8 protein-coding genes are annotated in these 12,571 nt (G+C 70.1%); 5 read left to right on the forward strand and 3 right to left on the reverse strand.

Annotation, left to right across the window (positions count from 1 at the left end; translation table 11 throughout):
• Positions 1-79 precede the first annotated feature (79 nt).
• On the forward strand, positions 80-229 hold the full coding sequence (locus tag C1I95_RS35095) for a hypothetical protein (RefSeq protein WP_158566256.1): 150 nt from the start codon (positions 80-82) through the stop codon (positions 227-229).
• A gap of 283 nt (positions 230-512) precedes the next feature.
• Positions 513-3,590: a VWD domain-containing protein gene (locus C1I95_RS02350; protein ID WP_111212079.1), complete on the forward strand. Its 3,078-nt coding sequence runs from the start codon at positions 513-515 to the stop codon at positions 3,588-3,590.
• An 87-nt stretch (positions 3,591-3,677) separates the two neighbouring features.
• Here C1I95_RS02350 and C1I95_RS02355 read toward each other — a convergent pair whose 3' ends face one another.
• Complete coding sequence (locus tag C1I95_RS02355) at positions 3,678-4,256, reverse strand: carboxymuconolactone decarboxylase family protein (RefSeq protein ID WP_111212080.1); 579 nt, start codon at positions 4,254-4,256, stop codon at positions 3,678-3,680.
• A 652-nt stretch (positions 4,257-4,908) separates the two neighbouring features.
• Here C1I95_RS02355 and C1I95_RS02360 point away from each other — a divergent pair.
• The gene (locus tag C1I95_RS02360) at positions 4,909-6,243 is read left to right on the forward strand and encodes a helix-turn-helix domain-containing protein (protein ID WP_111212081.1); all 1,335 of its coding nucleotides are present in this window, start codon (positions 4,909-4,911) and stop codon (positions 6,241-6,243) included.
• On the opposite strand, the gene C1I95_RS02365 is transcribed toward C1I95_RS02360, so the two are convergent.
• On the reverse strand, positions 6,240-6,896 hold the full coding sequence (locus C1I95_RS02365) for an HAD family hydrolase (protein ID WP_111212082.1): 657 nt from the start codon (positions 6,894-6,896) through the stop codon (positions 6,240-6,242). The two genes, C1I95_RS02360 and C1I95_RS02365, sit on opposite strands and share 4 nt — an antisense overlap.
• Positions 6,897-7,343: 447 nt before the next feature.
• Here C1I95_RS02365 and amcA point away from each other — a divergent pair, with 447 nt between their 5' ends.
• Both amcA and C1I95_RS02375 read left to right on the forward strand, forming a co-directional pair.
• Positions 7,344-7,439, forward strand: coding sequence for a multiple cyclophane-containing RiPP AmcA (amcA, locus tag C1I95_RS37040; RefSeq protein ID WP_325048761.1), 96 nt, complete (start codon positions 7,344-7,346; stop codon positions 7,437-7,439).
• A gap of 74 nt (positions 7,440-7,513) precedes the next feature.
• Positions 7,514-8,182, forward strand: a complete 669-nt coding sequence (locus C1I95_RS02375) for a pentapeptide repeat-containing protein (protein ID WP_111212083.1) — start codon at positions 7,514-7,516, stop codon at positions 8,180-8,182.
• A 283-nt stretch (positions 8,183-8,465) separates the two neighbouring features.
• Here C1I95_RS02375 and C1I95_RS02380 read toward each other — a convergent pair whose 3' ends face one another.
• The gene (locus C1I95_RS02380; RefSeq protein ID WP_111212084.1) at positions 8,466-12,545 is read right to left on the reverse strand and encodes a ThuA domain-containing protein; all 4,080 of its coding nucleotides are present in this window, start codon (positions 12,543-12,545) and stop codon (positions 8,466-8,468) included.
• Positions 12,546-12,571 lie beyond the last annotated feature (26 nt).

The following is a 12,571-nucleotide window of genomic DNA, read 5'->3' on the forward strand; positions in this document are numbered from 1 at the left end:
GCCCAGGCCACGTAGGGGGCCAGATCACCCTGCTGTTTCGAACGGTCCGGCGGCGCATCGCGTCATCGGCGCGTGCGCGATGACCGTGCTGGCACCGCTGACCATCCCGCTGCCACCGGTGGCAGCGTTGTTCCTGCTCACCATCCTCGGCGTCGTGTTCGCCCTGATCGAAACGGCGCAAAGCGGCGACCTGCGCACCAGGAAACCGCACATCAGACCGCACCGATAAGGCAAACCACTCTGCCAGCGCGATGATCGCCCTCAAGATGAGAGTAACGGACTGGCGATCAGCGCTACGGTTGCCAATGCCATCGCCGCAGTGCGTTGTCGCGTAACCCTAACCGCCGTTGTTCCTCGTCCCCGACCTTTGACCCGAATCTGCGGGCATAATTTGGCGTCGATGTCATCGGGAAGCCGGCCAGCCGCACGGCTGGGGCTGCCCGTCCGGCCGTGAGCGACCGGTCTCCGACAGAGCGCGGGAATCGCGGTGCGGCCGCCCTACAGTCCCGTCCATGAGCTGGATGGTGCGATTCGCGGCTGGGCTCGCCGTACTGCTGACTGCCCTGGTGGCGGGGGCGGCCAACGCTGCCGCGGCGCCCGCCGACGGCGGCCTCGGCCTGGCCCTGCGCCCGGAGCGGGCGCAGCACCGCTCCGGCGAGCAGGTCCGGCTCGAGTTCACCGTCACCAACACCACCACGTCGGCGTGCGCGCTGGCCACCCAGGCTGCCGGCACCGTCCAGGTGACCGCGGTACGCCGGGACGGGCGGGAGCTGACCCCGGTGCTCGCCCGCAGTTTCCACGACGACGGTATCGCCGCCGTCGCCACCGCCGGCCTGACCACGGTCGAGCCCGGTGCGTCCGCGAGTGTGGTGCTGACCGGCGTACGGGTGCACGACGGTGGCGGGGCCGGCGACGTGGTGCTCCGGTCGGTGGCGGCCACCGCGGACGGCAGCGGCCTGGCCACCCTGTGGCCGGTCGGGGAACCCGGCCGGTACGAGGTCACGGCCGGCTACGTGACGCTGCCCGTAACCGGGGCCGTGAATCTCTGCCCGGGCGCGACCGCCCTGCGGACCGTCACGTTCACCGTCGGCGACGCCGGCCCGCCCGGCCAGCGCCGGGTCTGGCTGGCCGGCGGGGCGCTGCTGGTGCTGCTCGTCGCCGTGCTGGTCGTGCTGCTGCTGGTACGCCGTCGCCGGCCGACCGCCGCAGCCGTGGCGCTGCTGCTCGTCGCGGTCGGTGCCCTGGTCGGGAGTGGACCCCGGCCGGCCCGGGCCGACTACACGGTCGACCCGACCGCCGGCGTTCCGGTCAGCGGCGTCGACTTCCAAGCCGCGGTCGACGGCTGCCTGGCGGGGTTCGCCGCAGCCGGCGGGGACCCGTCCGGCCTGCTGCCCCGACTGCGGGACAAGAAGAGCCCCAAGGTACGGATCATCCCCACGCCGGGCGGCTCCGGCGCCTTCGAGACCCCGGACAGCACCGACGGCAAGGGTTCGTCGACGGTCACCTGGAACCCGACCTCCGTCGAGCCGTACGGCGACGGGGTGGTGCGGGACCCCTGCGCCGCGCTCTACCACGAGCTCAACCACGCCGACGACATCTCCCGCGACGCGGTCCCCCAGGGCGAGTGCGGAAGCACCGGGATCCGGACCGCCGAGGTCAAGGCGACGCTCGCGGAGAACCGCTACCGCGCGGCCAAGGGCCTGCCGCCGCGCACCGAGTACGACGGAAAGCCGCTGCCGAAGAGCCTCGACGAGTGCAAGAAGCCCGCGAAGAAGACGCCGCCCGCGAAGGGGCCGGTCAAGCTCTGCGAGGAGGGGGCTGCCTGCGGCGGCAGCAACGGCGACCCGCACCTGGTCACCTTCGACCGGGTCGCCTACGACTTCCAGGCCGTGGGCGAGTTCGTCCTGGTCGCCTCCACCGGAGGCGACCCGCTGGAGGTGCAGGTCCGCCAGGCGCCGATGACCGGCACCCGCACGGCCTCGGTCAACTCCGCGGTCGCCTTCCGGCTCGGCGCCCACCGCGTCGCGCTCACCCTCACCGACGGCGGCACCCGGGTGCACGTCGACGGGGCGCCGCTGGCCACGCCGGCGCAGCGGACCGACCTCGCCGGTGGCGGCAGTCTCACCCGCCGCCCCTCCGACACCGGCCCCGCCGACGGGTACGACGTGGCGTGGCCGGACGGGTCCGCTGCGGCGGTGGACCAGATCGGCCGCTACGGCTACCGGCTGCTGATCCGGCTGGCCGAGAGCCGAGCCGGAAAGGTACGCGGCCTGCTCGGCGACTTCGACGGCGACCCCGCCGACGACATCGCCCCCGCCACCGGCGCCGCCCTCGCCCAACCCGTGCCCTTCGCACAGCTCTACCCGGCGTACGCGGACAGCTGGCGGATCACCATGGACCGCTCGCTGTTCCACTACGACGACGGGCAGGACACCGGCACCTTCACCGATCGCGCCTTCCCCGAGCGGGAGATGACCGTCGCCGACCTCGACCCCGCCCGCCGTGCGGCCGCCGAACAAGTCTGCCGGTGGGCCGGCGTCACCTCACCCGCCCAACTCGCCGAGTGCGTCTTCGACGTCGGCGTCAGCGGACGCCCCGAGTTCGCCGTCGCCGGCGCCACCACCGAACGGGTCGCCCCACCGGCCGGTACGCCGATCACCGCCGTACCGGCCGCCACCGCCACCCTGACCCCCGGCGGCGCGCCGCTGACCTTCACCGGCCGAGCCGGGGACGCCGTCTTCGTCGACGCCACCGCACCCGGGATCGCCGACCGCTGCTCGCCCTACCAGCTCGTCGAACCGGGCGGGCGGGAAATCGCCAGCGGCTGCAACATCAACGGCGCCGGCTACGTCGACCGCGTCGACCTCACCACCACCGGCACGTACGCGCTGCGGGTCTCGGCCGCCCCCGGCGACACCGGCCGCGCCACCGTCCGGGTCTACACCGCCCGGGACAACGGCGGCACCCTGCAGCCGAACGGCCCGGCGGTGACCGCGACGGTCGACCAACCCGGGGCCCGGGCGCGGTACCGGTTCACCGGGCAGGCGGGGGAGCGGGTCTACGTCGAGGTACCCGAGAGCACCCTGACCGACCAGTGCTCCACACTGCAACTGCGGGACGCCGACGGGCAGCTGCTGCGCAGCGGTTGCGTGGTCAACGGCACCGGCGAGATCGACGGCACACTCCTGCCCGCGGACGGCACGTACACCGTGCTGGTGGACCCCACGGAGCGCACCACCGGCACCGTCACGCTGCGCCTGGTCAGCGGCCGGGACCGAGACGCGACCATCGCCGTCGGCGGACCGCCGGTCGTCGCCGTCGTCGACCGGCCCGGCGCCGTCACCGGATACCGGTTCAACGCCGCCGCGGGTATCTCGGTGACCCTGACCGCGACTGCCTCGACCCTGCCCGACCTGTGCGGCTTGCTGGTGCTGCGTGCCCCGGACGGCGGCACGGTCGCCACCGGCTGCGTGGTCAACGGGACCGGCGGCATCGCGCCGACCACACTGCCGGTCGCCGGCACCTGGACGGTCCTGGTCGACCCGTCGGGCCCGGCGACCGGACAGGTCACCCTGACCTTGCAGCGCTGACCGGGCCAGGGCACCCGCCGGCCGGGACCGGGCAGACGGACCCATCGCGCAGGGGAACGCGAATCTCTACAGATCCCTTGTCGGCGCTCAGGCGACCGGCTCGTCGGCCGGCCGGGCACCGACCGTCGATCCGTAGCCGCGCTCGACCAGCCGACGAGCGGACTCGGCGTACGCGTCCCGACCTTCGGGTGCGAAGGTAGCGAGCCCGTCGACGTACCGGTTGTACATGCAGAACGCGGCGGCGATCAGGACGGTGTCGTGGATTTCCAGGTCGGTGGCACCCTGCGCGCGGGCGTCGGCGACCAGCTCGGCGGTGACGTCGCGGCCACTGACCTGCACCGCGCCGGCGATGCGCAGCAACGCCCGCAGTTTTGCCGAGATCGGAGCGGTGTCGAGGTCCGCGCGCACCTGGTCAACGAGGTCATACCCCTCGTCGAGCCGGGCCGCAGCGACCGCCGAGTGCGACGCGCAGCAGAAATCGCACTCGTTGCGTCCGGACACGTACGCGGCGATCAGTTCCCGCTCGCCGGCCGGGAGCGAGTGAGGGGCGCGCAGCAGCACCTCGGCCAGCTCGTTGAGCGGCTTCGCCGTTTCCGGGCGGTACCGCATCAGGCCGGTGATGCCGGGAAACTGCTTCTCGTCGATCCCGAGATCGATGTGCGTCATGGTTGCGATGCCCTTTCAGCAGCGAGATGCGGCCCGACCGGACGACGTCGCTACCGAGGACGGCTGCCGCGCGGGGCGGCGTGAGTGACGCCGCACAGCCACGATCCCATTTCGCCTGCCGGTCGCGCTTCCTCGCTCGTTGCTCTTTGCCGGTTGGGCCAGATCAGATCCGGCTTCTCGGCAACGTTGCGGTCGATTTGTTGCGCAACCTGCGAACGGCTGTCCCGCACGCGGAATCGGCGACCGGTGTTGCGGGCCCGCTGGGAGCCTGGCGGGCCCGCGACCGGGAGGCGGCGAGTGGGGGATTCTCGCCGATCACCCGCCCGCGCAGCCTCATTGGCGGTACGCGGGCGCGGAGTCAACCTCACGGCACCGGAGCCGACCACCGTCGCGGCAATCGGATCCATCCGGGGCGACGCAATCTCGGGTCTGTGCGACGTGTCCACCATGAACCTCATGCCGTAGACGGGACTGGTCGGCGACCACCGAGGCCAGCCCAGGACGGGCGGCTTCGATGTCCGGCAATAGCGAACCGTCCACGGCAGCGGTCCGGTACTGTCCACCACCCGTCCAATCGCAACCACGTGGTGACGACGGGTAGCCGGACTGGCTAGCGTGATCGATGTCGGCAGGCGATGCCCGGAGGTGCGCGATGGCGGGACGGCGCTACCCCTCGAACCGGCGGCTAGCGTGGGAGAGACTCCAACGCGGTTGGTCCTACGAGGAGGTCACCGAACGCATTCGCACCGAGATGAGCCGCGCCGGTGAGACCGACACCGGGCTCAACGCCAACACCGTCCGTCGGTGGGAGATCGGCGAGCGGTGGCCAGATCCGCGGTACCGCAAACACCTGGTCGCGATCTTCGGTAAGCCGGCCAGCGACCTTGGCCTGCTCACCCCCGACGAGCTGGCCGTACGTCCGGACACGGAAACACTGCACGAGTTCAGGAGGTTGTGGGACATGCTCACTGGAGAGGACAACGGCAACGGTTGGGACCGCGCATCCGTGCTACGCGCACTGGTCGGCGCCAGCATGCTGCCCCTGGTCGCGCCCTTACTGTCCCTTGACCCGGAAGCCGCACACGCCGACAGCAAGACCATCGACCCCGACTCGTACCAGCAGATCGTGAGCTGCCAACGCGAGCTGTACTGGACCAGCCCGGCCCGGCCGCTCTACGAGGCCGCCTACGCCCACACCCAGCTCGGCGTCGGGCTCCTGCGCGCTGCCACCGGTGCCAGCCGGACCACTCTTGCTTCTGCTCTCGCGGAGTCCGCGCTGCTCACCGCCCGGCTCGCCTTCTTCGACCTCAGTCAACCTGCAATTGCCGAACGCTGCTACGACGTCGCCCTCGCCGCCACCCGCGAGGCCGGCGACCACTCCCTGGCCGCCGCTGTCCTCGGCCATATGGCGTTCATTCCTGCCTTCGGCCACCAGCCGGCCAACGCTCGGCCGCTGATCGACGCGGCACTCCAACACACCTGGCACGGCGTCAACCCCATGATCCGGTCATGGCTGCACTGCGTCGCCTCGGAGATCGAAGCCCGCGCCGGAGCCGCCGCCGCTAGCCGCCGCCACATCGACCTCGCCGCAGGCGCGGTCGACGGTGACGGCACCCCACCCGAATGGCTCGACTTCTACGACAACGGCCGCCTGCACTCGTTCGCTGGTTACGCGGCCCTCGCCAGCGGCGACCACAGCGAAGCCGCCGGCCAGCTCAACCAGGCACTCGCCGCGCTCACCGCCACCGGCGCCAAGCAGCGCAGCGTAGTACTCGCCGACCTCGCCACCGCTTACGGCAGTGACGGCGACAGGGCCTCCGACTACCTCAACCAGGCCGTCGACGCCCTGCACACCGACTGGTACGGCGTCGGCCTCGACCGGGTCCGAGCCGTCCGTCCCGTGCTCGGTGACAGCCGACACGGCACCCTGCTCGACGAACGCGTCGTCGCGCTCACCGCCGGCCGGGCAGCCCTTCCAGGCAGTTAGCGAGCCGACTCGTTGTGCTTGCGTACGAGGTCGGGCAGCTCGGCCAGCGAGTCGAGCTGGAACAGGCAACGATCGCTGACCGCCTTGTCACCAAGGATGTGACCCCACGGGCCGCGACGGATCAGGGCGGTCGCGATACCCGCCTCCTGAGCGGGCCGGATGTCGTTGTCCAACCGGTCCCCGACGTAAAGCACCTGGTCAGCCGGGCAACCTGCCTCGGTGACCACTCGGTCGAAGAACGCGGCGGAGGGCTTTTCCACACCCCAGCCGTCCGAGGTGCCGATCACGTCCACAGGCAGGTCGAGGGCATGCAGGATGGTCTCCGCCCGCGCTGTCTGGTTGCCGGCCAGGCCGACTTCTAGCCCTGACTCGCGCAGCGCGGCCAAGCATGGCCGAGCGTCCGGATAGAGGTCCTTCTCGGTGAAGGACTCCGGCTGTCCCGCCGCCGTCCGGCGTTTCCGCTCCTCGGCCAGGTCGAAGCCCGGCCGGAAGACCTGGAACGTCTCCCGGTAGTCGAGGCCGCGAGCGATCACCGCCCCGAAGACCGCCGAGAAAGTGTGGCGCGGCACCCCGAGCCAGTCCGCCCAGGTGCCGTACTCCCGGGACTCGTCGACGATGGTCTCGCCTACATCGAAGAACACGCTCGCGATCACCCGGCGATTGTGCCTGGTGCTCCCAGGTGGATCAACGTGCACCGCGCGGGTCGGGCCAGCGCTGAGGCTGCAGTCCGCGGCGAAGGTGATCGTGTTCGACGATCCGATCGTGACCCTGCAGCAGGCTGTCGCAACCACCTCCGCCGCGAGGCCGTTCTAATTCGGCAGCAACCGGTAGCTCCGCCATGCCTGACCTGCCACGTGCAACACGATCGCGGTTCAGTGCGGCCGACTACCTGTTAGAGGTCGCGGGTCCGTCCTCAGACGCCCGCCACGTCGGGTGGACCACCAAACCCGCCCGGCCTCGTCACGCAGGAGGACGCCGGCGGCTGCGTCCTCACCCCTCAAGGAGAACCGTCATGACCCACGCCCTCGCCGCGCTTCTCGACGCCCCCGCCGGACCGCCTCGCCCTCCTCGGCGTCGACCCGACCCGCGCGGTAGCGTCGATCGACGCGGGGAAGTTCGACAGCCGTCCCACCTGGGACAACAAGGGGAACTTCGACAGCCGCCCCGGCTGGGACAACTGGAACAAGAAGAAGTAGTTCGTCCGCCGATCGGCGGTGCGATTCGATGCGAGGTGGGATGCCCACCCCGCGCCCAAGCAGGTTGAGGGGACATGCGGACCACCACCGTGGGTGACGTGACGATTCTCCTGCCGGACCTCGATCCGGAGGACCTCGACCAGGTCGCCGACCTACCCATTGATGACATCCGCGACGGTCTCGTGGATGGGGTCTCCTGGCGTGGTGAGCAGTTTGCGGACCAGAGCATCCGAGGTTGCCGGATCACCGGCGCGGACCTCGGTGAGGTCAGCTGGGAAGCCGGGGCTCTCTACGGATGTGAAATCGTTGGGACGGACTTGTCCGGTGCGACCCTCACCGGCATCAGCATCGAGCGGTGTTCGTTCACGGGATCCAGGTTCACCGGCACCCGGCTCACCGATGTCCGCCTCAAAGACGTCCTGTTCGACAATTGCCGGTTCGACTACGCCACCCTGAATCGAGTCAGCGCAGCTGGCTCGGTGGCATTCACCAACTGCACCCTCGGCCACGGCAGTTGGTCGTCCTGCCGCCTGTCCGGCACCGCACTGCGCTCCTGTGATCTCAGCGACCTGGAGCTGGAATCCTGCCGCCTCGACGGCGCCGATCTGCAGGGCAGCCGGTTGCACCACTTCAGAACACCGCTGGACAACCTGCAAGGCGTCGCTCTCGGTGCGGACCAGCTTCCCGACCTAACCCGCCTGGCCGTCGAGGCCCTGAGCATCGTCGTCCGTACCGAGGGTTGAAGGGAGCCGAGACCGCTTACGCCCTGAGCTCACTGCGGACGATCTCCCACCCTCGTCCAACGCTTGGCGGGCCAGCCACAGCCGGTCGCTCCGAGCGCCCTACAAGGCCAGTGCGCTCGGTGTGACCGTGAGACACGGCTGCCGTCTGGTTCCGCACCCCGGTGGCGCGCCCTCGGCTCATCTGGGAGGCCGCGCATCGGGCATGGCGGCGGTGTCAGTGTCTTTGGGCGTGGCCGTGGCGGTGCCGGATACGGGCGTCGGGCCCGTATCCGGCACCAGTCGGTCAGAGCTGGCGCACCCTGATGTTGCGGAACTCGATCACGTCGTTGTTGCCGTGGTTCTGCAAGCCCACGAAGCCGCTGAGGAACTGCCGCAGATCGGTCGGCGGGTCGCCCTGGCGGGACGACTGCTTGCCGGGTGTGTTGTCGAACTCGCTGATCACCACACCGTTACGGGTGATGGTGTAGTGCTGGCCGATCACGCGGACCTCGTAGTCGTTCCACTGGTTCTTCGGGGTCACCCCGGCCTTGTCCAGCGTGTTCGGCGCGAAGTTGTAGACCGAGCCGGTCTTCTGCGTCTCGCCGGTCTCGCCGTCGTAGATCTGGATCTCGTGGCCGCAGTAGATCGCGACCCAGGCCTGGGAGCTACGGGCCGAGCCCACCGTGCCGCAACTGCCGGCGGGACGCTGGTCCAGCGGGGTCCTCGGGTCCGGGAACCGTACGAAGATGCCGCTGTTGGCCCGGACGTTGTCCGGGGAGATGTCGCGGAACTGCACCCTGATCGAGTAGTTGGCGAACTGCCGATCCGCGTACCACAGCATGCCGAGGCCGCCGGAGCTGCGGATCGAGCCGTCGGGACGCAGGCCGAACGACCCGCCGGGTGCCTGGCGCCAGCCGGCGAGCGACTTCGCCGAACCGTCGAAGATCGGCTGGTAGCCGTTGGTGGCGCCGATCGGGGACTGCCTACCGGCCGTGCGCAGCGCCCGCATCTCGCGGTTGTCGATGACGTGGGCCGCGGTCAGTTCGTCGAGCACGGCGTCGAGGTGGGTGACGAACGACGCCCGGTTCGGCCAGGTCGTCTCGTCGTCGATCAGGTCGTTGATCGTGCAGCCGCCGCCGGCCTGCCGGTTGGCCACCCCGGTGTCGGTGTCCATCATCCAGACCGTCGGGCGAGCGTCGGCGGCACCGCAGCCGGCGTTCACGTCGACCTTCTCGGTGACCACCTCACCGTCGGCGTACGTCACCTTCACCGTCGCCTGGAAGGTGCCGTACCGCTTGTAGGTGTGCGTCGGGTGGGGCGCGGTCGCCCGCCTGCTGCTGCCGTCGCCGAAGTCCCACTCCCAGGCCACGCCGCCGACCTTCGCGGCGGAGAACCCGATGGTCCGCGGCTGGCTCGGCGCGACCGACTGCGCCGTGGCCAGGCTCGGGTTCGGGGTGGCCGGGCCACCCTGGTAGGTGACGCGGATCAGCTTCTGGTTCGCGTGCAGGCTGAAGAAGCCACTGGCGTAGTCGAGCAGGTAAAGCGCACCGTCCGGCCCGAACTTCGCGTCCATCCAGGACTGGAGCTGGGTGGCGCCGTTGCCGCCCGGGATGATGCTGCGCAGATCCTCGGCGAAGGCCGGCGCTCCGGCCTCTCTGACCGTGCCCGGGTCGACGGTGACGGCGATCCGGTTGTTGGCGTTGGACTGGTCGCCGATGAACCACTTGTTGTCCCAGTACGCCGGCCAGGCGACGCCGCTGTTGACGTCGACCTTCGAACGCTGGTAGGTCGGACCGTCCATGATGGCCTGACCGCCGCCGCTCAGGTAGGGCTGGGTGAGCGTGACGTCCGCGGTCTTGTAGGTCGGCAGGCCACTGCCGTCGGTGCGCTTCGGGAAGACCGGGCCACCGCCCTGCGGCGAGTACCAGATCATGTTGTCCCGCACCGGCGGAAGGTTGACCAGACCAGTGTTACGCGGCGACTCGTTCTTCGGGTTGTCGCAGTCGTACCAGCCGGTCAGCACGGTCGCGTCGGTGTTGCTGCGGTCCCGGTACGGCTGCCGGTCGCCCATGCAGTACGGCCAGCCGTGGTTGCCCGCCGAGGTGATGACCGTCGCCGTCTCGTACTTCGCCGGGCCGAGCTCCGGATCCGGCGCGCCGGCGTCCGGGCCGACCCACGCGGCGGTGAGCCAGTCGTTCACCGGGTCCCAGGCGAGGCGGGCGATGTTGCGGACGCCCATCACGTAGATCTCCGGACGGGTCTTGCCGCCGCCCTGCTCCTGACCGGTGAACAGGTTGTCGTCCGGGATCGTGTAGGTCCCGTCCGGCTCGGGGTGGATGCGCAGGATCTTGCCGTTCAGGTCGTTGGTGTTGCCGGAGGTACGGCGGGCGTCCTGGAACGAGATGCCCGCGTACTCCTGGGTCCAGTTGTTCGCGGAGTAGCCGCTGGACCCGCCGGAGGAGGTGCTGTCACCGCTACCGATGTAGAGGTTGCCGGACTTGTCGAAGGTCATGCCGCCGCCGGCGTGGCAGCAGCTGTGGATCTGGGTGTCCCAGTTCAGCAGGTCCTTGCGGGTGCCCTGGTCGACCGACTGCTTGGCGTGGTCGTAGGTGAAGCGGGACACCGTACGCTGGCCGACCCGACGGTCCCGGTCGATCGACTCGTGCGGCATCCAGAAGACGTAGAACCAGCCGTTCTCGGTGAAGTTCGGGTCGAGGGTGATGCCGACCAGGCCCTCCTCGTTCTTCACCAGCTCGGTGCCGCTGCCCCGGTTGCCCATCACCTTGAGGGTGGTCAGCAGCTTGACCTGCTTGGTCTTCGGATCCCACTGGTGGATGGTGCCGCAGCCCAGGCCCACGTTCGGGTCGGTCCAGTTCGCGACCGGCCCGCTCGGGCAGGAGGCCTTGCCGATGTAGAAGACCTTGCCGTCGTCGGCGATGGTCAGGCCGTGCGGCTCACCGATCTGGTCGAGCTGACCGGACTGGTTGGTGGCGGTCAGCCGCTCGATTCGGTAGTTCGACGCGATGGTCGCCTGGCAGTCGCCGCGGACCAGCCCGGCCGTCCACTGGAGCGCGCCGAGCACATGGCTGCGGAACCGCGTGTCGGTGGTGTAGCTGGCCTCGGTACGCCCCATCCCGGTGTAGAACGATCGGCCGCCGTCGTAGTCCCGGCACCACGAGATCGGGTGGAACGCGCCGTTGCCGGCCAGCCCGGCGTCGTAGGTGTTCTCCTTGACCTGGGCGATGGTGTGTACCCGGCCGACCGGGCTCGGGTCCCAGTTCATCCACTGGTCGGACCGGGTCCAGTTCAACGGCAGGCCCTTGTTCGCCGGGTGCTGCCGGTCAACCACGTCGACCACGGCCTCCTGCACCCGGCTCTCCGGCGCCGGTCCTGCGTCCGGGCCGATCAGCCACAGCTCGGCGAGCTGGATCAGCGGCTCACCGCTGTTCGCGGTGATGTTCAGCCGGTAGTACTGGTACGCCTGGGTGTTGGTGAACGTGTACTGCTTGGTCTGGAAGCGCTGAGAGAAGGTCTGCCCGGTCTGGGTGTCCAGGTCGGTCCAGGTGTTGCCGTCAGCCGACCCCTGCAGGGTCCAGTCCTTCGGGTCGCGGCCCTGGAAGTCGTTCGCCGACGTCAGCGCGTACTGCGCCACCGCTTTCGGCTCGGCGAGCTTGGCGACCACCCAGCCGGTCGGGGTACGGGTCAGCCACTTGGTCCTGGTCGACCCGTCGATCAGGTTCGCGGCGATCTCGTTCGGTGGGTTGTTGCCGCTGGCCGTGACGCTCTCGATCTTCTCCGAGTTCGGCAGGCTCGCCGCCGGACGGGTGCCGATCAGCTCGGTGAACCAGTCGGAGCCGGGCTGTGCGCGGGCGGCGTCGTGGATGCCGACGAAGCCGCCGCCGCCCTTGACATACGCCTGGAACGCCGCCTCCTGGGCGTCGTTGAGCGTCACCCCGTTGGCCGACAGGAACACGACGCTGCGGTAGCGGTCCAGGTTGTCCGGGTTGAAGACCGCGGGGTCGGTGGAGACGTGCACGTTGAAGCCGTTCTCGTTGCCCAGTCGCCGGATCATGGTGACGGCCCGGGCGACCGGGTCCTCCTGCGACGCCGCTGGCCCGTGGAAGACCAGCACGTTCACGGCTTGGCCGCCCCAGGCCGGCGCGATCGTGTCGACGCCCGGGGCCGGCGCCGCGGCGACCGGCGCGCTCAGCAGGCCGAGCGTGAGCAGGGCGCCCGAAACCAGGGCGACCGTGCGGCGGAACGGTCCGGCGACGCGACGCCGCGGCCGGGGGAGCGGGTCGAGTGCGGGCGGCGAGAGGTCAACGGGGTCGGGACCGTGTCGCCCGACCGATCGGGACAGTCGGAAATGGCGTTTGTGAGCCATTTCTCCTCCTCCACAGGGGGTACGAA

It is taken from the genome of Micromonospora craterilacus, assembly GCF_003236315.1.
Taxonomy (GTDB): Bacteria; Actinomycetota; Actinomycetes; order Mycobacteriales; family Micromonosporaceae; genus Micromonospora; species Micromonospora craterilacus.

Coding starts and splice junctions, on each gene's coding strand:
- C1I95_RS02375 (WP_111212083.1), top strand. CDS start 7,514: ATGCGGACCACCACCGTGGGTGACGTGACGATTCTCCTGCCGGACCTC.
- C1I95_RS02350 (WP_111212079.1), top strand. CDS start 513: ATGAGCTGGATGGTGCGATTCGCGGCTGGGCTCGCCGTACTGCTGACT.
- C1I95_RS02360 (WP_111212081.1), top strand. CDS start 4,909: ATGGCGGGACGGCGCTACCCCTCGAACCGGCGGCTAGCGTGGGAGAGA.
- C1I95_RS02355 (WP_111212080.1), bottom strand. CDS start 4,256: ATGACGCACATCGATCTCGGGATCGACGAGAAGCAGTTTCCCGGCATC.
- C1I95_RS02380 (WP_111212084.1), bottom strand. CDS start 12,545: ATGGCTCACAAACGCCATTTCCGACTGTCCCGATCGGTCGGGCGACAC.
- C1I95_RS35095 (WP_158566256.1), top strand. CDS start 80: ATGACCGTGCTGGCACCGCTGACCATCCCGCTGCCACCGGTGGCAGCG.